The 22,663-nt window shown below is 62.7% G+C and carries 23 protein-coding genes; 15 read left to right on the top strand and 8 right to left on the bottom strand.

Going from position 1 to position 22,663, the window contains the following annotated elements; translation table 11 throughout:
• Nucleotides 1-99: 99 nt before the first annotated feature.
• A complete protein-coding gene (locus GAU_RS00245; protein ID WP_012681537.1) occupies nt 100-810 on the top strand; it encodes an SGNH/GDSL hydrolase family protein in 711 nt (236 codons plus the stop codon).
• Between the two features lie 142 nt (nt 811-952).
• Here the strand turns inward: GAU_RS00245 and GAU_RS00240 are convergent, their stop codons facing one another.
• Complete coding sequence (locus tag GAU_RS00240; RefSeq protein WP_012681536.1) at nt 953-2,365, bottom strand: M20/M25/M40 family metallo-hydrolase; 1,413 nt, start codon at nt 2,363-2,365, stop codon at nt 953-955.
• Nucleotides 2,366-2,496: 131 nt separating this feature from the next.
• Here GAU_RS00240 and GAU_RS00235 point away from each other — a divergent pair, with 131 nt between their 5' ends.
• The 3 genes from GAU_RS00235 to GAU_RS00225 are packed head-to-tail and all read left to right on the top strand — an operon-like array spanning nt 2,497 to nt 5,968.
• Nucleotides 2,497-3,084 carry an RNA polymerase sigma factor gene (locus tag GAU_RS00235; RefSeq protein WP_012681535.1) on the top strand — a complete coding sequence of 196 codons (588 nt, stop codon included), beginning with the start codon at nt 2,497-2,499 and terminating at the stop codon, nt 3,082-3,084.
• Nucleotides 3,081-3,722, top strand: coding sequence for a hypothetical protein (locus GAU_RS00230; protein WP_012681534.1), 642 nt, complete (start codon nt 3,081-3,083; stop codon nt 3,720-3,722). The genes GAU_RS00235 and GAU_RS00230 overlap by 4 nt, the downstream gene beginning before the upstream one ends.
• A gap of 2 nt (nt 3,723-3,724) precedes the next feature.
• Nucleotides 3,725-5,968, top strand: coding sequence for a glycosyltransferase family 117 protein (locus tag GAU_RS00225; RefSeq protein WP_041265096.1), 2,244 nt, complete (start codon nt 3,725-3,727; stop codon nt 5,966-5,968).
• A 28-nt stretch (nt 5,969-5,996) separates the two neighbouring features.
• On the opposite strand, the gene GAU_RS22085 is transcribed toward GAU_RS00225, so the two are convergent.
• Nucleotides 5,997-6,638, bottom strand: coding sequence for a hypothetical protein (locus GAU_RS22085; RefSeq protein ID WP_169307545.1), 642 nt, complete (start codon nt 6,636-6,638; stop codon nt 5,997-5,999).
• Between the two features lie 240 nt (nt 6,639-6,878).
• Between GAU_RS22085 and GAU_RS22565 the strand changes: the two genes are divergently transcribed.
• Nucleotides 6,879-7,562 carry a helix-turn-helix domain-containing protein gene (locus tag GAU_RS22565; RefSeq protein ID WP_197526024.1) on the top strand — a complete coding sequence of 228 codons (684 nt, stop codon included), beginning with the start codon at nt 6,879-6,881 and terminating at the stop codon, nt 7,560-7,562.
• 23 nt (nt 7,563-7,585) lie between these two features.
• Nucleotides 7,586-8,884, top strand: coding sequence for a type II toxin-antitoxin system HipA family toxin (locus tag GAU_RS00210; RefSeq protein WP_012681531.1), 1,299 nt, complete (start codon nt 7,586-7,588; stop codon nt 8,882-8,884).
• Nucleotides 8,885-8,929: 45 nt separating this feature from the next.
• On the opposite strand, the gene GAU_RS00205 is transcribed toward GAU_RS00210, so the two are convergent.
• Nucleotides 8,930-9,751: a hypothetical protein gene (locus tag GAU_RS00205; RefSeq protein WP_012681530.1), complete on the bottom strand. Its 822-nt coding sequence runs from the start codon at nt 9,749-9,751 to the stop codon at nt 8,930-8,932.
• 105 nt (nt 9,752-9,856) lie between these two features.
• Here GAU_RS00205 and GAU_RS00200 point away from each other — a divergent pair, with 105 nt between their 5' ends.
• The gene (locus GAU_RS00200) at nt 9,857-10,900 is read left to right on the top strand and encodes a YncE family protein (RefSeq protein ID WP_012681529.1); all 1,044 of its coding nucleotides are present in this window, start codon (nt 9,857-9,859) and stop codon (nt 10,898-10,900) included.
• Between the two features lie 10 nt (nt 10,901-10,910).
• Here the strand turns inward: GAU_RS00200 and GAU_RS00195 are convergent, their stop codons facing one another.
• From GAU_RS00195 to GAU_RS00180, 4 genes are read right to left on the bottom strand one after another with little or no spacing between them, the layout of a single operon-like run.
• Nucleotides 10,911-11,270: an arsenate reductase family protein gene (locus GAU_RS00195; RefSeq protein WP_012681528.1), complete on the bottom strand. Its 360-nt coding sequence runs from the start codon at nt 11,268-11,270 to the stop codon at nt 10,911-10,913.
• Between the two features lie 41 nt (nt 11,271-11,311).
• Nucleotides 11,312-11,719: a hypothetical protein gene (locus tag GAU_RS00190; protein ID WP_012681527.1), complete on the bottom strand. Its 408-nt coding sequence runs from the start codon at nt 11,717-11,719 to the stop codon at nt 11,312-11,314.
• On the bottom strand, nt 11,716-12,981 hold the full coding sequence (locus tag GAU_RS00185) for a dicarboxylate/amino acid:cation symporter (RefSeq protein WP_012681526.1): 1,266 nt from the start codon (nt 12,979-12,981) through the stop codon (nt 11,716-11,718). The genes GAU_RS00190 and GAU_RS00185 overlap by 4 nt, the downstream gene beginning before the upstream one ends.
• A gap of 49 nt (nt 12,982-13,030) precedes the next feature.
• Complete coding sequence (locus tag GAU_RS00180) at nt 13,031-13,405, bottom strand: hypothetical protein (protein ID WP_012681525.1); 375 nt, start codon at nt 13,403-13,405, stop codon at nt 13,031-13,033.
• Nucleotides 13,406-13,427: 22 nt separating this feature from the next.
• Between GAU_RS00180 and GAU_RS00175 the strand changes: the two genes are divergently transcribed.
• From GAU_RS00175 to GAU_RS00165, 3 genes are all read left to right on the top strand, one after another.
• The gene (locus tag GAU_RS00175; protein ID WP_169307544.1) at nt 13,428-14,483 is read left to right on the top strand and encodes a YheT family hydrolase; all 1,056 of its coding nucleotides are present in this window, start codon (nt 13,428-13,430) and stop codon (nt 14,481-14,483) included.
• Nucleotides 14,484-14,589: 106 nt separating this feature from the next.
• A complete protein-coding gene (locus GAU_RS00170; protein WP_012681523.1) occupies nt 14,590-15,153 on the top strand; it encodes a hypothetical protein in 564 nt (187 codons plus the stop codon).
• Nucleotides 15,153-15,542 carry a hypothetical protein gene (locus GAU_RS00165; protein ID WP_012681522.1) on the top strand — a complete coding sequence of 130 codons (390 nt, stop codon included), beginning with the start codon at nt 15,153-15,155 and terminating at the stop codon, nt 15,540-15,542. The genes GAU_RS00170 and GAU_RS00165 overlap by 1 nt, the downstream gene beginning before the upstream one ends.
• Here the strand turns inward: GAU_RS00165 and GAU_RS00160 are convergent.
• On the bottom strand, nt 15,531-15,836 hold the full coding sequence (locus tag GAU_RS00160) for a hypothetical protein (protein WP_012681521.1): 306 nt from the start codon (nt 15,834-15,836) through the stop codon (nt 15,531-15,533). The two genes, GAU_RS00165 and GAU_RS00160, sit on opposite strands and share 12 nt — an antisense overlap.
• A 30-nt stretch (nt 15,837-15,866) precedes the next feature.
• On the opposite strand from GAU_RS00160, the gene mnmG reads away from it, so the two are divergent.
• The 5 genes from mnmG (at nt 15,867) to GAU_RS00135 (ending at nt 22,662) form a co-directional block, all read left to right on the top strand.
• On the top strand, nt 15,867-17,825 hold the full coding sequence (gene mnmG / locus GAU_RS00155) for a tRNA uridine-5-carboxymethylaminomethyl(34) synthesis enzyme MnmG (protein ID WP_197526022.1): 1,959 nt from the start codon (nt 15,867-15,869) through the stop codon (nt 17,823-17,825).
• A 571-nt stretch (nt 17,826-18,396) separates the two neighbouring features.
• Nucleotides 18,397-19,140, top strand: a complete 744-nt coding sequence (locus tag GAU_RS00150; RefSeq protein WP_012681519.1) for an SIMPL domain-containing protein — start codon at nt 18,397-18,399, stop codon at nt 19,138-19,140.
• A gap of 557 nt (nt 19,141-19,697) precedes the next feature.
• Nucleotides 19,698-20,477 carry a ParA family protein gene (locus GAU_RS00145; RefSeq protein ID WP_012681518.1) on the top strand — a complete coding sequence of 260 codons (780 nt, stop codon included), beginning with the start codon at nt 19,698-19,700 and terminating at the stop codon, nt 20,475-20,477.
• 64 nt (nt 20,478-20,541) lie between these two features.
• Nucleotides 20,542-21,558, top strand: coding sequence for a ParB/RepB/Spo0J family partition protein (locus GAU_RS00140; protein WP_012681517.1), 1,017 nt, complete (start codon nt 20,542-20,544; stop codon nt 21,556-21,558).
• A 30-nt stretch (nt 21,559-21,588) separates the two neighbouring features.
• The gene (locus GAU_RS00135) at nt 21,589-22,662 is read left to right on the top strand and encodes a BMP family protein (RefSeq protein WP_012681516.1); all 1,074 of its coding nucleotides are present in this window, start codon (nt 21,589-21,591) and stop codon (nt 22,660-22,662) included.
• The last annotated feature ends 1 nt before the right edge of the window (nt 22,663 follow it).

The following is a 22,663-nucleotide window of genomic DNA, read 5'->3' as shown; positions in this document are numbered from 1 at the left end:
GGCGGCGTAAGAAAACGTCGGGTAGCGGCGCTGACAACGCGATCGCAGAATCACGACATGCCAGTGCCCGTACCAATGCTCACACGAATGCCTCCGCTGATGCGACGACTCCTGCGACTGCGCACCACCCTGCTCACCCTCGCCTTCGGCCTGTTACCCATGAACACCGAGGCCCAGTCGGTGTCATCGATCGATTTTGCGAATCTTGCCCGCTACCAGGCAGACAATGCGCGCATCGGTGCGCCGGCACGCGGCGAACGGCGTGTGGTGTTCATGGGCAATTCGATCACCGAAGGCTGGGTGCCGTTCTTCCCGGCCATGTTTCCCGGCAAGCCCTACATCGGACGCGGCATCAGCGGCCAGACCACACCACAAATGCTCCTGCGCTTCCGGCAGGATGTGATCGCCCTCAAGCCGGTGGCCGTGGTGATTCTGGCCGGCACCAATGACATCGCGGGCAATACGGGCCCGTCGACGCTCGAGATGATCGAGGACAAGATCGCGTCCATGGCCGAACTGGCATCCGCGAACGGCATTCGCGTGGTGTTGTGCTCCGTACTACCCGTGTTCGACTACCGCTGGAAGCCCGGTCTCGAACCGGCACCGAAGATTGTCGCACTCAATCGTTGGATCAAACAGTACGCTGCTTCACACCGCCACACCTACGTGGATTATCACACCCCCATGGCCGATGCCCGACAGGGATTGCGTGCCGAGTATGGCAGTGACGGCGTGCACCCCAATGAAGCCGGCTATCGCGTGATGGCCCCGCTGGTGGAGGCCGGTATTCGCAAGGCTCTGGGTCGATAGCAGCGTTCGTATGCACAGCGGGGGGAACACTGATCACACAAAAACAAAACAGAAATCACAGATATTTTTCTTTGTTGTATCTGTGCCGATCTGCTTCGTTTCTGGGTGATCAGTGTTCCCCCCGCTGTGCGCTTTTCCCCGCTCAGCGCGGAAACGCCACCAGACTCTCCTGTCCGTTGCGACCCACCGCTGCCACACCGAAGAAGTAGTTGTCGATGATGACATTCTGCACCGTGAAGTCCGTCACGTTGCCAACGAAGCGGGAACGCGTCCAGTTCACTTCGCTCGGCTTGCGCCAGTACACACGATAGCCGATCACGTCGGGCGACGGCGACGGCTTCCAGCGCAAGCGCGCTGACGGCTGTACGGCGCCGGTGATGGTGGCCGAATCGGGCGCGGCAGGCGCCCAGGCCAGTGACAGCAGCGTGGCCGCATCGAGCGCGGTCATCTTCGCCGCGTAGTCGAAGTCCACACCTTCCAGCACATCACCGTACTTGATGCCCTTGTCGGTGCGCAGGTCCTGGTGCTGTCTGGTGTAGTCTTCGTGTGCTTCCATCAGACGCACGGCCGCTGCACCCATGTTGAAGAACGGCGTGTGATGCCCGCCACGTCCGTAGCGGTCGAGACGGTAGATGATCTCGACATCGAGGTTCGGGAAATAGCGATCGGCCACCGTGTCGATGTAACGTGCGAGCTGACGCGACGGGGTATCGAGTTCACCACCGTTGGTGAGAATGCGACGCAGTTCGGCGGCTGGCGTGTTGGCCGGCAATCCCGGCGCAAACACACGCGCCTTGGTGTTTTCATGTACACCATCGATACCGCGCGTGTTGCCCACCATGTCGTTGTTGATCACGGCGTCGATGCGCCAGCCTTCGGCTTTGGCCACCTTGGCCACGATCTCGCCACCAAACAACCCCTGTTCTTCCGCCGACAGCGCCACAAACGCCACGGAGGCATTGGGACGATGCTTCGACAGCAGACGCGCCGCTTCGAGAATGGCCGCGATGCCGCTCGCATTGTCGTTGGCACCCGGCGATTCCGATGTCGCATTCATGACGTCCGACACCCGGGAATCGATATCACCCGTGTGCACCACGTAGCGATTGGGCTCCGTGCGCCCGCGCAGAATGGCCACCACGTTGACCACGTTCACGTCCTGCTTGATGCGGCCATTTGGATCGCCCTTCCAGATCTCCGCCACGTACCGGACCTCGAGACAGCCATTGCAGTCCTTGGCAATCTTCTGGAACTCGGCGTAGATCCAGCGCCGCGCGGCGCCGATACCGCGGGTGGTGGACATGGTGTCGGACAACGTGTGCCGCGTGCCAAACGCCACCAGCGTGCGGATATCACTTTCAATGCGGGCCACGGAGGCCGACGAGACCATCTCGTGGATCCGCGGGTCTTCGGACGAGGGCACCGGGGTTGGTGCCGTGGCCGGTGTGGCTGCCTGAGCCGTGAGGAGCGCCGGGCTGGACGCAAAAACGAAGGGCGCGGCCGCCGAAAGCAGCGCACGCAGGGGACGGGAGCGGGTCGCCGGAGAGCGGAACATGAGACCGGGGTTCTGGTAGGGAGGGGTCGCCGATCCATTTTATCGCCGGACGCGGGCTTTTGGTGCGCCTCAGAGCCTTGGATCTCGTGATGACGCTTGTGACGATCGGATATTTGGTCGAGTTATAGGTCGTGCCTCCGCATCCCTCCCCCACGCCATCCGAGCACGGCAACGCGTCCACCGGAACCGCGCTGCCGGATGCGGTATTGGTGCAGCACGTGCTGGGCGGCCATGTGGAGGCGTTTGCCACCCTCGTGGATCGTCATCATGCGCACTGCCTGCGTGTGGCGACGCACCTGTTGGGGAACGCCGACGATGCCGATGACGTGGTCCAGGAAGCCTTCGTGCGGGCGTACCGTCATCTCGGCCGCTACAGTGAACGTGATCGGTTTGTCGCCTGGTTGCTGCGCATCGTGGTGAACCAGTGCCGGAGCCGAGCCACGCGTGAAGCACGCTACACGGCACTGGAGCCGCATTTGCATGAAGGGCTGCTGGTCGACGACGCGGATGCCACACACGCCGATCGTCGCGAAGAATTGGCGGTTGCCCTCGCCCAGCTCGCCCCCGACCAGCGCGAAGCCATCGTGTTGCGCTTCGGGGAAGAACTTTCGTATGACGAGATGGCCACCGTCACCGGCGCCGGCGTTTCAGCGCTCAAGATGCGTGTGCAACGCGCCTGCGCCCGTCTCAGGACCCTGTTGTCGGAGCATCTGTCATGAGCCGTTTTCCGTTTGCCGATTCCGGTGATGCCCGTGCGGGTGAACCGGCGCCTCCGGCCTGGATGACAGAAGCGCTGCGTGCTCCGGCCGCTGAACGCATCGATGCGCGGACACGCATCATGGCGCGGGTGCAGGCGTTGCCTGTGCCGCACCGGCTCGTGGCCCCCATGCCAATGGCCCGCTGGCGTCGGCGGGGAACCCTGTCTGGTTTGGGTGGTGTGGTGCTCACGGCCGCCTTGGCGCTCATGCTCACCGTCCGTGAAGGAGAACGGTTCTCCCTCGCCGCACGTGTGCACACGGCCGCGCTCGTGCTCGGCGATTCTGCCGTGCCGGTCTCCCATGACACCCATGACGCATCCGCGCGGACGAAACCGGATCGTGGCAACAGCCGAATCGGTGACCGTCTGCTCGACACGCTGCGGGTGGTGGAGCTGGTGGTGCGTGGCGTGGGACTGCAGGACGTCGTCTGGCGCCGGGCCGGCGATGCGCATGGCAATGTCCGTACCGTTGCCCTCGCCCGGATTTCTTCCACGGAATGGCGCGCGCGTACGCTGGTACCGCGTGATGCGGTGGACGTGACGCTGGTCGTCAACAATGTCGCCCTCGCACCGACCCCGGTGACGCCCCCTCTGCCCTGAACATGACCGACAATTCAAGCACGACCTTCCTGCGGCGTTCCGTGCTCTCGCCGCTGGGTGGAGCGGCGTGTGCCCTGACACTGATTCTCGCGGGTTTCGCGAACCTGTGGTCTGGCGGCACCGACCTCGCCTCTGTCCTGCTGACGGTGGGCTACATCGGCGCAGTCCCAGCAGCGCTGTGGTGGTTTGGAAACAGTGATCCCGTAGCGGCGAGCACCCAGGATGCTCCACCCTATGCCGTGGCCGCCTCGGTTGGTGCCGTGGTGCTGTTGCTGTACGTCGTGACGCTCGCACCCACCACCGCCATGTGGGATGCCAGCGAATACATCGCCGCCGCCAAGGTGTTGGGCATTCCCCATCCGCCAGGCAATCCGCTGTTCGTGCTGGTGGCCCATGCCTTCGCACTGATCCCGTTCCCGCTGACATACGCGGGGCGCGTGAATCTGCTTGCCGCCACCACCAGTGCCATCAGTGCCGCGATCTGGTTCCTCGTCGCGCACCGCACGTTGCGGGGCTGGCAGTTGCCCAAAGTCCCGCGTCTCGTCATCGCGGCCGCGGCCTCCACACTCGGCGCCACCTGCTTCACCGTGTGGAACCAAAGTGTGGTGAACGAGAAGGTGTACACGGTGGCCATGCTCGGTCTTGCCGCATCGGCATGGTGCGCCCTGCAGTGGCATGACACCCCCGCACATGGTCGACGCTCGACAAGCTGGTTGCTGTTGTTCGTGTATATCTGCGCCGTCGGCTACACCAATCACCCGGCGGGTTTCCTGCCATTGCCGGCGTTTGGTGTGTATGTGCTCTGGCGTCGTGTTTCCACGCTGCTGCAATGGCGTACGCTACTCGCCGCCGGTGGCATGTTGTGCGCCGGTCTCACGCTGTTCCTGTATCAGCCCATCCGCGCGGCCCATCATCCGGCCATCAATGTGGGTGAACCCACGGCTTGCGTCAGTGCACCGGAATTCTCCTGCACGTTCAGCAAGGAGACGTACCGTCTGGTGATGGCCAACGTGCAGCGGGAACAGTACGGCGGTCACAAGGTGGCACAGCGCCAGGCGCCACTCGCCGCGCAGTTTGGTATGTGGTGGCAGTACTTCGAATGGCAGATGTTGCGTGACGCGGCGCAACAGATGCCCGGTCTGCAGCGCGCGTTGGCTATCGTGGCGCTCGCGCTCGGGCTATTCGGTGGCTGGACACACTTTCGACGTGATCGCGAGTCGTTCGCGTTCTTCGGCCCGCTGGTGTTCACGCTCACCCCCGCGCTGATCGTCTATCTCAACTTCCGGTATGGTGCGACCCAGGCACCCGACCTCGGAGAGAGCGTCGAGCGGGAAGTGCGTGACCGCGACTACTTCTTCCTGTGGAGCTTCGCAACCTGGAGCGTGTGGATGGCGCTCGGACTCGGCGCGCTGTGGCAGACACTGGCTGAGCGTTTTGCCAATGCACGCGCGCCGCAACGAAGCTGGCTCGTCACGTCGGTCGTCATGCTCGCGGCACTGATTCCGCTGGTCGGCAATGCCGGTGCGGCTCCACGACATGGACAGAACTTCACAAGCGCGTGGGCGCGTGATTTGCTCGAGTCGGTCTCCCCCAACGGCATCCTCGTCACCAATGGGGACAACGACTCGTTTCCGGTGTGGTACGCACAGTTGGTGGAAGGTGTGCGTCCCGATGTGACCATTGCCATCACACCCTATCTCAACGCCGACTGGTTCGCACGTCATCTGGTGTCCGATGTGGACCGGATTCCGCCCTACGTCGAACTGCAACAACCGGCGCTCTTCGAACACGGGCAGATCCGCGCGACGATTCCTCCCGGACTGCACCTGCGCGATCAGCTCGTGGTGCTGCAACTCATCAAAAACGACTTCCCGCGGCGCCCCATACACTTTTCCGTGGGCGGGTACCCGCGTGGTATCGGATTGCAGGACTACGTGGTGAATCACGGACTCACGCAGCGTCTGCTCGAGCGACCAGCGTCCGAGTATCCAGCCTACCTGTCCATCGGCGGTGCCTATGTCGATACGCCGGTCAGTGATTCATTGTGGGCGCAGTACCAAGGCCCCGGCGCAGTGCTCGCACAGGGGCAGTGGATCGATACCCCGTCGGTGGGCATCCCCTATGCGTATTCGGTCATCGGTCAGCTCATTGGCTACAGCAAGTTGGCGCGCGGTGATTCGTTGGGCGCCGAACGGGTGTTGCTGCGCGCCGACTCCATCGCGCGCGTGATCGGCATTGCGCAATAGCTTTCCCCAGCGCCGCTCCGTGGGGTCGCTATTCGCTGTCAGCGAGCGCTCGCGGGACATGTAGTCGCCACGTGCTGTCGTACACGGGATCTTCGATACGGTGGCAGATGTAGAAATCATACGTGGAACCAATGTCTAGTAGCGCATTGAGCATCACAGGCGGTAGCCCTGCCTTGGTGAGGTAGTAGCCGATGGCTTGGTGATAGGGATAGACGTGCCCCAATGCTCCCAGCACTTCGACCAAACCTGCGATGAGCGTTTGTGGGTCGATTTTGTGTAGAGCGTGACGGTATGCCTCCAGCACTCCCATCGGGCCGGCGGCATATGATGGACGAACGGTGACATCGACAAGCGTTCGCACGAGATCGGTTACTGGGAGCTTGATATCGCTTCCGGCTAGCTCCATCTCCTCGACCCGATAGTTGCCGCTATGCTTACCGGCCAGCAACACCAAGTGCGCGCCTTGGTAACTGAAGGCATAGCGTGATTCCCGGGCGCGGTTTTGGAATGCGCGATCGATGGACTGCTGTGTCAGACTTCCGCGCGAAGGCAGCTTCGGACGTTGCTCTTGGTTGACATACACTGGGAGTTTCTCGGCTCCCACCATGCCGTGCGCGCGTAGCGCGGAAGCGTGCGAGAGGTAGCTGCGCGGCCGAAGTGAGAGAGCCACTTCACTCGGCGAGGCTGCACTCAAGAGATAGCGACGGAACGAGCGGTATCGAGGACCGCTTTCACCCATCGTTTGGGCGGCCGATATTCGCTCCTCGCTAAGTCCAGCTTGGGCCTCGAGAGTACTTATGAAGTACTTCGGCGTGGTTGTGTCCGGAACTACTGAAATGGCTTGAAGGGTTCGAAGAACTTGTTCGAGATCGTTGGCTGTGAAGACTCGGCGACGCGTCTCGGCGATAGCATGGATTGCTTCTCGATGCCATGTGACACGCTCTCTCATGTCACCTCTTTAATTTTTCGGCGTGATGCTGGTATATATACCAGCATCACGTTCATGAAAGAAGAATTTCTAGAAGTGGGGTGGACCTGCTGGTATACATACCAGCAGGTCCGCCTTGCTTATAGAAAGCGGTGTTATTCGCAAGTCGCCCAGCTCGGTTTGAGGAACAACAAAAGTGGTCTGAACCGCCTGGCTCGAAAACGTGATAGTAGACCTCTCAATATCTTCTTTGGAGAGAGAGACACGGATATATTGACACTCTATAAGTATGATATATCATCCATTACAAGCGCATATGTACGTTTTATCATCCATATGGCGACATCTGAGATCCTTCCCGTTCGCCTCCGTGAATCCATGCGTCAGCTCGGCCGCGGGATCAGTATCGCGCGTCGGAGGCGCAAGCTCACGGCAGCGATGATGGCTGAACGCATTGGGGTCGGCCGCCAAACCTACCAGCGTGTCGAGCAAGGGGACCCCAACGTGGCGATGGGGACATACCTTATGGCGCTTTTTGTGCTCGGCCTAGAATGGGGGGGTCTTGAGCGCAGCGCCGATCCGCAGGCCGACGAGACGGGCACAGCGCTCGACTTGGCGGACCTGCCCAAGACTGTACGTCCGAAGCGGACACCTCGGCCGAAATAGTGAAGCCCGTGACCACCCCAACGGTGCAACGCCAGCTCGATGTCCTCATCGGCGAAATGCTCGTCGGTCACCTCCGTTTCACACTCGAAGGCCGGCGCGAGCATGCCGCCTTTGAGTACGCGGTCACGTGGCTTGCCGATGCAAACCGCTATGAGATCGATCCGACGCTCCCGTTGGTCTCCGGCCCCCAGTTCCCGCCGCATACCAGAGTCCCCGGTGCCTCGCGTTTTCACGGCGTCATCGCCGATACAGAACCAGATGGCTGGGCACGGCGCGTGATCCTGCGAGACCACGCGAAGCGGCGCCAGGCGGCGAGGGCAGACGGCGAGATTCTGCCCCCAATCGTCACTGGGTTGGACTTCCTCCTTGCCGTGGATGATCACGCCCGCATTGGTGCATTGCGCTTTCGTGACGAACAGGGCGTGTGTCAGCGCATGTTGGACCCCAGCCATCGCACCACCCCGGCGTTGCTTGAGCTCCCTGACCTGCTCAGCGCCTCGCGAGCGGTCGAGCAGCAGACCGAGACTCTCGCGGATCTCGAATACCTCCGCGGTCGCGGCACGTCACTTGGCGGCATGCGGCCGAAATGCAGCGTGCGCGACGATACCTGGGGGCTGTGCCTCGGCAAATTCCCAAGCATCGCCGACGAGCGACCGTATACGAAGGGGGAAGTGCTTGCCCTTCGGCTTGCGCGACAGGCGGGCATCTACGCTGCAGATGCACGGCTCGTCGACAGCGACGGAGTACCGGTTGCGCTTGTGCGGCGTTTCGACCGCGTATGGGATGCCACGATAGCGAAGGAGCGCCGCCTCCTCTATGTCTCTGCAGCCACTCTGATGAGTCTAGCGCCGGGAGACGCCGACGAGCATGCATATACAGAGGTCGCGGACGTCATTCGCCAGCACAGCGCTGATGCCAAGGCTGATCTCGAGGAGTTGTGGCGCCGCATGGCGTTTTCCATCCTTATAACGAATGTAGACGACCATCTGCATAACCACGGCTTTCTGCATGTGGAAGGTGCTCTATGGCGCCTGTCTCCGGCGTTTGACGTAAACCCTTTCCCCGACCGTGCCCGCGAACTCAAGACGTGGATCAGTGAAGACGCGGGGCCCGAGGCTTCTATCGCGGCGCTCATGGGCACGGCACCGTATTTCAATCTCGCGCCAACTCGGGCGATCGAGATCCTTGGCGAGGTGGAGCACGCCGTCGCTCTTTGGCGCGAGGAAGCTGTGCTACTCGGGTTCGAAACCCATGAAATCGAGAGTTTTGCGGACGCGTTCGAGCACGAAGAACGCATAGTTGCGCAACGCTTCCTGACGTGAGCGGATCGTAGCTCCACTATCTCACTCCGTCTCGTGTTGCCCTACTCAGGGAATGGCATGCGCGCTGTGCCGATACGTGCCATTGGGTTGCAGCGTGAAGCCGATCTCGCGCACCGGGGTGAGCAGGTTGAGCTGCGCACCGTCCGGACCGAAGAAAACGAGATTGTCGCCATCTTCCTCGCGCATGCTCACCGCCGCGCCGGCGCGCACACTCGACACCCAGATGGCCTGGTAGCCCGGCAAAAAATCGCGCACCACCTGCCCCATCGCCCGTGGCAGGCTGTTGTCATCACTGGCCAGGTAGGCTTCGCGGGCCGTGGTGAAGCGCGCCCCATTGAGCGCCTTCTTCACCTTGGCATCGTTGCCCAGAATGCGCAGCAAGGCACGACCAGCATTGCTGCTCAATGACAGGTCAGCGATCTGCGTGGCCACCGGGAACGTGTATTCGAAGATGCGCTTGGTGGCCACCATGGCCGGGAATGTGGCACTCGTCAGTGTGGTGGCCTGCCCATTGAGCTGACGTTCCACATCGAGATCGAGTGTGGTCTTGAAGGCATAGAACGTCAGCTCACCCAGCAGCGCATCGTTCATGCCCAGCGACGTGTACACCCCGCCGGCGGCAGGTTTTCCCGGCGGCACCGGAATGGCACACGGTGTGGGCCTGGGCCCGGTCCAGCGATAGTGGTCATTGGTGCTGCTGCGAAAGACGGTGCGGTACTTGTCCGCCCCCAACCGTCCCTGATCCGCCGCATCTCCGCTGCGGTACACCCGCGGTGCCCCCTGTACGGCGCGCGTGCCGACTGATGACAGGTGGTCGCGCAGACAGAGATACACCGCCTCGTAGACTTCACGATGCTTAATGGGCACGTCGGATGGCTCCGAGGAAAAATGCAGGGTGGCGGGGACTCGGTTGTCCTACGATTCTGAAGGAGGTCCCCTGTATTTCAAGTGATGTACCTCACCAGACCGCCCATGCCTCCGTCCCAGTCTCTCCCGCGCCGCGCTACGGTCACCATGGCCATGGCCGCGCTGACGGCATCCCTGTGCGCGCTGCTGCCACAGGCCCTCATGGCGCAGGCTCCGGCTGGCATGCGCGGTACGCTCGTCGTCACCAACAAGACGCCGGGTACGGCTACCATCATCGACGTGGCTTCGGGACGCACGCTGGCCACGCTGCCAACGGGCCACGGTCCGCATGAAATCGTCCTCACGCACGATGGGCGCACCGCCATTGTCACCGACTACGGCACCGGTCCGCAGCCCGGCAGCACGCTGACCTTCATCGACGTGCCATCCAAGCGGGTCACGCGCACCGCACCACTGGGGGAATACCGTCGTCCACATGGCCTCGTGTTACTACCGGGCGATTCGCTCGTGGCCGTGACCTCCGAAGCCAATCGCGCGCTGCTGCTGGTGCGCGTGGCCACCGGTGAAATCGCCAAGGTCATCCCCACCGAACAGAACGGTTCGCATATGGTGGGCATCACGGCCGACGGCACACGTGGCTGGACTGGCAACATGGGCAGCCACACGGTGTCGGAACTCGACCTGGTCGCCGGCAAGTCGCTGCGTACCATCGCCGTGCCGGCGCAGCCCGAAGCCATCAATGTCACACCCGATGGCCGTGAAGTCTGGGTGGGCAGCAACGCCACCGGATTCGTGAGCGTGGTGGATACCCGCACCGGTGCGGTCAGCACAGCGGCCGAAGGCTTTGGCTGGCCGTATCGGGTGCTCTATTCGCCCGACAACCGGCTCGTGGTCATGCCCGATCTGCGCAAGGAAGAACTGCGTTTCATCGATCGCGCGTCGCGCAAGGAACTCGGCCGCCTCACACTCACCGGCAAGGCGCCGCAGGGCATCATCTTCTCGCCCGATGGCAAGTACGTGTTCCTGTCGTACAGCCAGGACGCGACGGTGGCCATCATCGATGTGGCCGCGCGGAAAGTGCTCGGCGAGATCAAGGCCGGCGAGACACCCGACGGTGTGGTGTACACGCCAAACGTGACCACGCCGTAGGGGACCGGAGCTACGCCAACCACTCCTTGAACAGCTTCTCGTCGACGCCCACGCACAATTTGTTCTGCAGGCGCACGAGCGGCTGACGCAACAGATACGGCTCATCGGCGAGGATGCTCAGCCAACGCTCCTCGCCGTACATGGCAGTGCGCAGCCCCAGCTCCGCAAAACGTTTCGAGTCCCGATCCAGAATCGCGTCCACGCCGAACTTCTGTGCAAACCGCTTGAGCTCCCCGAGTGCGGCGGCACGTTCGGCCAGGTCGACAAAATGTGTCTTCACACGCCGCTCAGCGAAAAAGCGCAGCGCCTTGCGTGTATCGGCATTTTTCTTGGTGCCGAAGATCTGAACCTGCAGGTCAGCGGGAGGCATGCGTCAAACGTAACGGTGACATCGTACGGTATGGCAGGCCGTCAGCGCAGCGCCGTGCGCACGACCAGCTTGAGTCCCGACCACACCAGATCCACCGCGCACACTTTCACGTCCACCCAGCCCATGGGCAGTGCGATGTCGCGGATGGTGTCTTCCGTGATATCGGTGGGCACTTTCGATGTGCGTTTGGGCCATGAGACCCACACCACCACATCCGATGCCACCGTGGCACGCAGCTTCGCCAACTGCGCTTCCAGTGCCAACTGCTCGGTGACAAACAGGTGCACGAGACGCACATCCGCCGACACCGCATCATCGATGCGCACGCCGGTGGGCATGGGATCGAGCAGCTCGAGATAGTGCGCCGGCGCGCCAAGAGCCGCGATGTGATGACCGGGCTTGATGCCCAGCTTCTGTGCGAGGGGTGTTCCCGAATATCCCGAGGTCACACCGAGGCTCCGCGCCGCATTTCCTCCTCGGCGATCACGCGCTTGGTATCGTCGAATGCGCCTTCGCTGCGTGATACCACCAGCGTGGCCACACCATTGCCGATCAGATTGGTGATGGCGCGCGCTTCCGACATGAAGCGATCCACACCGAGCAGCAGCGCCACACCTTCCACGGGCACCGTGCGTGTGGCAGCCAATGTGCTGGCCAGCACGATGAACCCCGAGCCAGTCACTCCCGCCGCGCCCTTGCTGGTGAGCATGAGAATGCCCAGCAAGGTGAGCTGCTCACCAACACTCAGGTCGATGCCGTATACCTGGGCGATGAAGATCGCCGCCATCGACAGATAGATGCTCGTGCCATCGAGATTGAACGAATACCCAGTGGGAATGACCAGTCCCACCACCGGTCGCGCGCACCCATACCGCTCGAGCTTTTCCAGCATGCGCGGCAGGGCGGCTTCACTGCTGGAGGTGCCGAGCACCAGCAGAATCTCTTCGCGGATGTAGCGCAGGAAGGGCCACAGACGAAATCCGAACGCACGACAGATCAGTGCGAGCACCACAAAAATGAACACCGCCATCGTGGCGTACACATCGAGCATCAGACGGCCGAGTGGCAGCAGCGTCTTCAGACCAAACGCGCCAACCGTGTACGCCATCGCGCCCAATGCGCCAAGCGGCGCAACCTTCATGACGATGTGCACGATGCGGAAGAACACCGCCTGCAGGCGCACGAGGAGGTCGATGAGATCACGCCCGGCGTCGCCCACGGCGGTGAGCGCCACGCCAAACAGCACCGAGAAGAACACCACCGGCAGCAGCTCACCACTGGCAAAGGCCGCCACCACATTGCTGGGCACGATATGCAGCAGAAACTCCAACATGCTCTGCTCTTGGCCGGCCGTGGTGTACTTGCTCACATCCCCCGTGGCCATCGCGGAGATATCGAGGCCGGCGCCGGGCTTGGTCACGTTCACAATGACCAGGCCGATCGCGAGGGCCAGGGTGGAGACGATCTCGAAGTAGAGCAACGCCTTGCCACCCACACGCCCCAACTTCCGCAGGTCCGCCATGCTGGCAATGCCATGCACGATCGTGAGGAAGATGATCGGCGTGATCACCATCTTCACGAGATTGATGAAGGTGTCACCGATAGGCTTGAGCGCCTTGCCGGTATCGGGTGCCACTACGCCGATCAACACGCCGATGGTCACGGCGACGAGGACCTGGAACGTCAGATTTCTGGCGAGACGCGAGAGCACACGAGGAGGGTGGGGGGTTCGGCGAGACGATTCGGGCGTCAGCCGGCAATCACGTCAACTTGCGCAGGGCAAGCAATCCGAGACGCACAGCGAGCAGCCCCGCGCAAAGCAGCGCCAAGCATAACACGCGAACCAGTGGCTCGGCGCTGAAGAACCGTGCCGCACCGTAGATCGTGCTGCCGGCGGCCAGTGCGCTCCCGAAGATCACCAGGGGGAGTGATCCCAGTGAATCGCGCACCGTCCACGGGACAATGCCACGGGCCTCGAGCAATGGACGCAGGATGCCATGACCGACCATCGCGCTGAGCGCTGCCGCCATCACCGCGCCCGCCAACGCGGCGGCAAAGCTGGCGCTGATGATGGTGGTGGCGCCAACGACACTGGCGGCACCGACGGCGGATGAACTCTGAAGCAGCGCGGGCATGACTACATATTGTGCGTTGCCCATGCCTGCATCCACTCCACTCACGGCATCCACCACGTCCGCGGTACCGGGAGCGGCGCCCCCGCCAACCCGGCCATACCGTGCGGCCTGGTGGCTGCCCGACCCACACTCGGCCACCATCTGGGGTCGCGTGGGACGCCGCGAACCGCCAGCTCCCACGCACATAGAGCGCTGGGACACGCCAGACGGCGATTTTGTCGATCTGGTGCGATTGGCCGGCGCGCGTGGGGCCCAGAGTCCCCGTTTGCTGCTGTTGCATGGACTCGAGGGCGGAGTGCACTCGCACTATGTGCGGGCGCTATTCCGGGAGGCACGGAGCCGCGGCTGGGCGGCCGACCTGCTGCTGTTCCGTAGCTGTGGTTCCGAACCGAACCGTCTCCCCCGCTCTTACCATTCCGGGGAAACCGGTGACGCGCGTTGGGTGCTGGACCAACTGACCAGTCGATATCCCTCGGCGCCCATCGGGCTGGTGGGGGTATCGCTTGGCGGCAACGTGTTGTGCAAGCTGCTGGGAGAGGAACGAGGTCGCTTGTCCCCTCAGGTGACCGGCGCGGTGGCGATCTCGGTGCCGTTTGATCTGGCCCGGGCGTCGCGGCGAATCGGGCAGGGGTTCGGTGTGCTCTACGAGCACGCATTTCTGCGATCCCTGATTCCCAAGGCTCAGGCAAAAGTCCGCCGGCACCCTGAGCTGCGGCATCTCCAGCCGGTGTCCCGCATTCGCACGCTCTGGGACTTCGACGACGCATTTACGGCCCCGGTGCATGGGTTTGCCGACGCGGCCGACTACTACGCGCGATCCAGTTCGCTGCCGTACCTCTCGCACATCGCACGGCCGACCTTGCTGCTGTCGGCGGTCGACGATCCCTTCCTGCCGGCAGATGTGCTGGATGAGGTGCGCGAGGCGGTGGCCGCCACGCCCTGCGTGGAGGCGGAGTTTCCGGTGCGTGGCGGGCATGTGGGCTTCACTGCGGGAGGCCGGCCATGGGCGCCATGGTACTATGCCGAGTGGCGAGCAGCGGAGTTTCTACGGCCCGGGCTCGAGGGGTGGGTGCGGTAAAGTGGACCTCTGAATGTCCGTGGGTGCCATGAAACGGCGAATCAGTGTTTCTTTTGAGGGCATACCACCCGTCGTCCGCTAGATCAGCAACACTCTGGAACCTGTCGTGACCGTTGTCGCCCTTGGATTTCTGCTGACCGGGCTCGTGCTCGGGGTATACGCGATGTTGTACGGCACCGAGCGTTCGGTGCAGCCCGCGGTCGCCCCGCACGAGCGTCGCAGTGAGCACAACCCTGCCGCCGAGCCTTCGCCCACGCTGAACCTGGCCAGTCTCGCGGCATTTGCCGTGGGCTTCGGCCTCACCGGCTATCTGCTCACCCGCGCCAACGAATGGGCGTGGTACTGGCAATTGCTGGTGGCGCTGGGTGCCGGCGGTGCAACGTATGCGCTGCAGTCGCTGCTGATCGCACGGTGGGCCATTCCCGGTGCGCGCGCGGATCATGTCGATGAACGCTATCTGCTGCAGGGCACCCTGGCGCATATCACCCAGGCGGTCGCCGGCGGCGGACGCGGACAACTGCGGTATGCACTGGATGGTCGCGAGTATCTGCTGCCGGCGCAGTCGATGGACGACAGCGCGCTGGCGCTCGGCACCGACGTGGTGATCGATCGGGTGGAAGAGGGGGTGGCCTATGCCGAACCGTGGGACGCCGTGGAACGGCGCCTCTGATGTTGCAGGCCGGAGCACCGGGCTGGACGTGGTCGGACGCGATCATTTTCATCGTGGTCATCGCATCGCTTCAGCTCGCGATGTTCTGGTTGTTGACCACCGTGTTTCTCGGGATGATCACTGAAGGTGACCGCTGTCCCGTGTGTGACGGCGACACCCATGCGGTGGAGCGCAATGGCTGGTGGCGCGTGATCAGTTTTGGTGAACGCAATCGCCGGAGCTGGTGTGTGGCGTGCGGCTGGGAAGGACTGCTGCGACGGAGCGATGCCTGGGTCGCGCGGGAGCGGGAACGCCGACGCGCGTGGCGACAGGCGAACACCGCACGCACCGACGCTGCGCGTGCCCGCCTGCAAACACCGTCATCAAACCAGACGCGCTCAGGTCGTTGAGCCGGTGGCTCGGGAGTCCATGGCAAAAAGCCGCAGCCATTCAGGCCAATTGCCGCTCAGCTCGAAGAAATCATCGTAGTACGCGAGTCCCGCGTCTTCGAGCTGCGCAATGAGGTCGGTGGCGGTGTCTTCGCCAACGAGCGGGCCGATCGCGATGAGCTCCCCTTCCACCCGGAACTCGTCGGCGGTGAGGTTGAGTGCTTCGTCGATCTGGGTGCGGGTCAGACCGACACGTTCGAAGGCGCTCTTGCGAAGGATGAGCGTCGGACCGGTGTGCGAGAGATTCAGTGGCATGCAGAAAACTACTGTCGGGAGAGGTGAGTTTTGAGTGCTCGGGATACGATCGGGGCCTCGCCGCAGGCTTCGTTCGAGAGCGTGTTCGATGTGATCGTGATCGGCGGTGGCCACGCGGGCACAGAGGCCGCCGTCGCCGCCGCGCGTTCCGGCGCACGGGTGGCTCTCATCACCGGCGCGCTCGAACAGCTTGGCCAGCTCTCCTGCAATCCGGCGATTGGAGGTATCGCGAAGGGCACTGTGGTGCGGGAGGTGGACGCACTGGGTGGCATCATGGCCCGCGCGACCGATATGGCCACCGTGCAATTCCGCATGCTCAATCGCGGCAAGGGACCGGCGGTGTGGGCGCCACGTGCGCAATGCGATCGCGGGCTGTATCGCCGCGCGGTTCGGCAGTTGCTGGAGGCACAACCAAACCTGGTGACGATGCAAGGCATGGTGGCCCGGTTGTTGTTCGACGATGCCGGAAGTCTGGCGAGTGGCGCGACGCGCAGAGTAGCCGGCGTAGAAACCATGGAAGGACGTCGCTTCGGCGCGCGCGCGGTGGTGCTCACCACGGGCACCTTTGGACGCGGCACCATGCACATCGGCACCGACACCCGCATCAGTGGTGGACGGGCCGGTGAAGCGCCTTCCGTGCACCTCGGCCAACAACTCGATGCCGAGGGACTCACGACGGAACGATTCAAGACCGGCACACCACCCCGTATCGATGGACGCAGCGTCGACTACACACGCTTCGATCGGCAGGAGAGCGAGATCGATCTCTTCGACTACTCGTGGTCACACTTCTGGACGACACCGCGGCGTACGGCGGATGGCGCGATGCGCAGTCCGGAGCAGATGCCATGCTGGGTCGGTTGGTTGGAAGAAGCGGGCACGGAGCTGATCGCGAAGCACATCAATGAGTCGGCGATGTATGGTGGGGCCATTGCATCACGTGGACCACGCTACTGTCCGAGTGTCGAAGACAAAGTTGTGAAGTTTCCCGACAAGGTGCGGCATCAGCTCTTTCTCGAGCCGGAAGGACACGACACGAGCGAGCTGTATGTGAACGGCCTGTCGACATCGCTGCCGGCACCAGTACAACTGGCGGTGTTGCGCAGTGTGCATGGCCTCGAAGACGTGCGCATGACACGCGCCGGTTACGCCATCGAGTACGACTACTATCCGCCCACGCAGTTGTGGCCATCGCTGGGCTCCCGTGCGATCGATGGGTTGTTTTTCGCGGGACAGGTGAACGGCACCACCGGCTATGAAGAGGCTGGCGGGCAGGGTGTGATGGCAGGACTCAATGCCGCGCGATTCACTCAGGAGCGTGAGCCGATCGTGCTGGGGCGCGAGTCCAGCTACATCGGTGTGCTGATCAACGACCTCACCACCCGTGGGGTGGATGAGCCCTATCGGTTGTTCACGTCACGCAGCGAATTCCGTTTGACCGTACGCCAGGACAATGCGCTGTCACGCCTGGCTCCGGTGTCTGAAGCTGCGGGACTGTGGCAGGACGCAGAGCTCGAGGTGTTGCATGCGCGACTTGGCGCCGTGCGTGAAGCGCTGCGCCTGGCGGAGGCCACCAGCATGTCGCCGGCCATTGCCGACCCGATTCTCGAAGCCGCCGGAACACGACCGCTGGCGCACGCGGTGCGCGCGGTGGAGCTGGCGCGCCGCAGCGAGATCACGCTGCAGGTGCTGTTTGACGCAGCCGGTGTTGGTGCCGAACTGCCCCGTGATGCCATTGTGGGGGCTGAGTTGGAGATCAAATACGCCGGGTACTTCGAGCGGGAACGTCTCCAGGCGAATCGACTGGTGGCACAGGGCGCCGTCGTGCTACCGCCAACCCTGGACTATGCCGCGATGCGGACTTTGTCGATCGAGGCACGACAGAAGTTTGAGCGACTCAAACCCGGGACATTGGCGCAGGCGAGCGCGATTCCCGGAATCAGCCCTGCCGACCTGCAGAACCTGATGCTGGAGCTGCGGAAGCACTGATGTCGCGGGAGGTTCAGTGATAGGTGACAGGCAGAGCTCTCAGCTCCATCTATATAGTATGGCAACGAACGGCAGCGCTCTGGGGCGTTGCCGTTCTTCTTTTTCTGACGTTCATATGATCACAGAATTGTTGTTCTTTGTTGAGAATGACATTAAATGATGCTATTATGACCGAATACTGTTTTAGAAATGACACATATTTGTGATACGCGTTTCCGTTTGGTCCCTGATTCTTCTGCGTCGAAAATCGGCCGAAAAGGCGCTCGTGAGTTTCTTTATGGCCTCGAGGCGGGAATGGGCATGCCATCGAGTACTTCTCGCATGTTTCGCTCACGAACGGCGCGCGATGGCCGTGGAGCGAATTCAGAGACACACAATCAGTGTCCTTCTACTGGCTTGATAAAGCCGCACATCGCGACAGTGTGCAAGATTTTGCCGGTGTGGCGTCTTACATCCACAGCGAAGGGACATCGGAACGCTGGTGACACATTCTTGGTGGTCGTTGGGTAGGATGTGCGGCAGGTTCTTTCAGGTTCCAACGAGTTCTCATCCCTCATCACAGGGTTTCTATATGCGCCGTATCTGGTCGAAGCGTTCGATGGTGTCCATGACTGCCGCGGGTTTTGCGATGGTCTCTCCGCGCCTGGTGGTGGCACAGGCCCAGCCCGTGCAGCCGCCTCCGGCCATCATGGTGTCGGCGCGTGGCGAGGTGCAGGTGACGCCCGACCGGGCGCGCGTGCAGGTGGGCGTGGAGACCCAGTCGAAGACCGCCGCTGCGGCGGCCCAGGAAAACAACAAGAAGCAGTCGGCCATTCTGAGCGCCATCCGCGCGCTTGGTATTCCGGCGGCCCAGATCCAGACGCTGAACTACAGTGTCTCGCCGGTGCAGCGGTACGACGAGAAGGAACGCCGAGTGGTGATTGATGGCTATCGGGTGAGCAACATCGTGCAGGTGGAGACGGACAAGCTCGAACAGGCTGGTCAGATCATCGACGCGGGTCTCACGAATGGAGCGAACCGTGTGGCCGGCCTCGATTTCCTGGTGAAGGACCGTACCAAGGCGCAGGAGACCGCACTGGCGCAGGCAGTGGCGACGGCCAAGAAGCAGGCGGAGGTGGCCGCCCAGGCGGCTGGCGGCCGTGTGGCCGAACTGCTCGAGCTGTCGATCAACGAGTACGAGCGCCCGGAGCCGCGTCCCATGATGGCGATGGCGAAGGCCGAAGGCTTTGACGCCTCGATGCCAACGCCGGTCGCGGAAGGCACGACCACCGTATCGGTGAGTGTGATGACGCGCTGGCGCTTCGAGAAGCGCTAGTCGTCACCAGGCAGGGAAGGGGGCCCGGTCCATTGGATCGGGCCCTTTTTGCTTTCGGCGCTCTCGTGATGTGGGATTCGGTTTCACGTGAAACGCCGTGATGGCTTCGAATGGGAGATCGGCCGATATCGACCGTGCTTTGGGCGCGCGATTCACAATCATGGGCGTTCAACAGAGATCGTGAACGGCTGGAACACAGATGGCGCAGATGGGAACTGCGATCACACAGATACAGCGAACAGCCACATTCTAGATCAGATCAAAATGATTGAAATGGTCGCTTTCAAAGATCCTCAGCTTCCATGAAGCAGTATCTGTGCAATGCTGTTGGTCGATCTGTGCTATCTGTGTTCCAGCTATTCACGCCCCTTTGTTGAAAGAGCAAAAGACTCCACGCTCTCCCACATTGGCCTGGTTTCACGTGAAACACAGGCAGTTTTCCGCCTGGAATGGCTGCCATAGAAGCGGATTCAGCCGGAAATCGACCGCCGCCATGGTTACTGGCAGGGGTTCTTCCTATACTTCGCGTCCGCGCGAACCCCCTCTAGCCAGCCTCTGTGGGACGCATCCTCGCTATTGCCAATCAGAAGGGCGGCGTCGGTAAAACCACGACAGCCGTCAATCTCGCCGCCTCCCTCGCCGTCGCGGAGCAGCGCACGCTGCTCATTGATGCCGATCCCCAAGGCAATGCCACGTCGGGTTGTGGCATCAGTCGAGAAGACTTCACGCTCAATACGTACGACGTCCTGCTCGGAGAGGCCTCCGTCGATCAGGCCTTGGTGCGTGGCGTCCAGTTCCGACACCTCGATGTACTCCCCACGACGCCCGATCTGGCCGCCGTGGAAGTGGAACTGGTCGATGCCGACGACCGCATCTCGAGGATGCACGACGCGCTGGCCCCTATCCGCGATCGCTACGACTTCATCCTGATCGATTGCCCACCATCGCTCGGGCTGATCACACTGAACATGCTCGTAGCGGCAGACGCTCTGCTCATTCCCCTGCAGTGTGAGTACTACGCCCTCGAAGGGCTCAGCCAGCTCCTGAGCACCGTGCAACGCGTGCAGGACTCGGCAAACAGCACACTCGATGTCGAAGCGGTCCTGCTCACCATGTACGACGCCCGCCTCAATCTTTCGAGACAGGTGGCCGCCGATGCCCGCGCACACTTCGGCGACAAGGTCTTCCAGACCGTCATCCCACGAAATATCCGCCTCGCTGAAGCACCCAGCTTCGGCAAACCCATCGTGGTGTACGACATCGCCTCCGTTGGCGCTCAGGCCTACATGGCCGTCGCCCGCGAAATGATCGACCGCAAAAGCACACCAGCACTGTAAGACCAAAGTCGTACGCTCCATCTTCCCACGAACACGGCACCGCTGCCGTCACTGACACGCATTCATGACCCCCGAACCTCCCCGCCGACTCGGCCGCGGTCTCGACGCGCTACTCGCTCGTCGTGATCCCAAGCCCGCCGCTGCAGACGCCGCCGCGACGGCTCGCGCTGCTGACGCGCCGGACAACGCCGGCGGCAGCGCGGTGGCCAGTGGCACAGCGGGTGGGCATGCGGAGCCCGAGGCGGTCGGCGAAGCCGGGACACTGCGGCAGCTCTCGCTCTCCCAGATTCGCGCCAACCCGTTCCAGCCACGTCAGGAATTTCGCCCCGAAGAACTGGCCGACCTGGAAGGCAGTCTCCGGGTGAACGGCCTCCTCCAACCCATCACCGTTCGGCCGGCTCCCAACGGGCAGGGCTTCGAACTCATCGCTGGCGAGCGCCGCTTCCGCGCCGCCACACGCCTGGGCTGGACCGAGATCCCGGCCCTCGTGCGCAACGTCGACGACAAGACGCTGCTCACCCTGGCCATGATCGAGAACCTGCAGCGCGCCGATCTCGATCCCATCGAAGAGGCCGACGGGTACCAGCGCCTCATCGACGACTTCGGGCTCACCAACCAGGAAGTCGCCGACATCGTCGCCAAGGACCGCTCGACGGTGGCCAACGCCCTGCGCCTCCGCCAACTGCCGGCATCCGTCCGCCGCATGCTGCAGGAAAAGCAGCTCACCGCAGGCCATGCCCGCGCCCTGCTTCCACTGGCCAGTGAGCGGGCCATCGTCGATCTCGCGCGTGATGTGGTAGCGAACCAGCTCTCGGTGCGCGAGGTGGAGCGACGCGTCCAGGCTGGCCGTCCCGCCCCGCCAGCCGCCGGGCGCAAGCCGGCCGCCGATGCCGGGAAAACCGTTCCAGCCGGGGCCTCGGCTGCCGTCGTCCGTCAGATCGAAGAGAAGCTGCGCCGGAAACTGCAAACGACCGTCTCACTGAATCTGACGGCCAAGGACAAGGGAGAAGTGCGCATCGCGTTTTTCTCCAATGATGATCTCGAGCGCGTGCTCGGGCTGTTGGGCGTATCACTCGAATAGCATCATCAAGCCATCATAGAGGCATACAGTATGTTTTTGTCGATCGATAGGAGCGCGCGTCAATTCGCGCGGGCGGGTGTGGTTGCCGCCACCGCTCTGCTGGTGGCCTGTGGTGGTGGTGACAAGGACCGCCCGGCCGACGGTGCTGCGCCGAAGCTGCGGGTGGCACTGCTCACCCCGGGACCGATCTCAGACAAGTCATGGAATGGCAGTGCCTACGAGGGGCTGCTCCGTTTGCGCGACAGCCTTGGCGCAGAAGTCTCTCATATTCAGACCAAGACCCCTGCCGAGTTCGAGGAGAACTTCCGGCAGTACGGGGCACAGAACTATCGCCTGGTTTTTGGCCACGGCTTTGAATTTCAGGATGCGGCGAGCCGAGTCGCGCCCAGCTATCCCAACACCATCTATGTGGTGACCTCGGGGCGGGTCACCGGCCAGAACCTCGCCGGGGTGGCCTTCCTGTTCGAAGAGGCGTCGTATCAGGCCGGCATGATCGCCGGCTCCGCGACCCGCACCAACAAGCTCGGACTCATCGCCGGCACCGAGCTGCCGCCCGTGAAGGCCAGCTTCGAGGCGTTCACGCGGGGTGCAAAGTCGGTGAACCCCAAAGTCGAAGTGATCACGAGCTACGTCGGCAACTGGGATGACGTCAGCGCCGGCAAGGAGCAGGCGCTCGCCCAGCTCGCCCGCGGTGTGGATGTGATCTTCCAGAACGCCGACGCCGCCGGGTTAGGTGTCTTTCAGGCGGTGAAAGAAAAGAAGGCTTTGGCATTCGGCACCAACGCCAATCAGAACGCCATCGCCCCTGACGTGATCCTCGGCAGCGTGGTGATCGACTTGCCGAAGGCGTTCATGTTGATTGGACGGGAAGTGCAGAGCGGTGCATTTCAGGGCCGCGTGATCCACCTCGGTATCAAGGACGATGTGGTGCGTCTCGAATTGAACGACGCGCTCGCCGACCGTATCTCCGCTGCCACCAGAGCGGCCGTGGATTCGGTGGGTGCGGAACTCAAGGCGGGCACCTTCCGCGCGCTGGCCGACATGATCGGCCGAGACAGCGCCACCACGCCCGCCACAGCGCCTGCAGCACCGTCCAAGCCGTGAG

The sequence above is a fragment of the Gemmatimonas aurantiaca T-27 genome, from assembly GCF_000010305.1.
Taxonomy (GTDB): Bacteria; Gemmatimonadota; Gemmatimonadetes; order Gemmatimonadales; family Gemmatimonadaceae; genus Gemmatimonas; species Gemmatimonas aurantiaca.
This window is presented reverse-complemented; position numbering and strand designations above follow the sequence as displayed.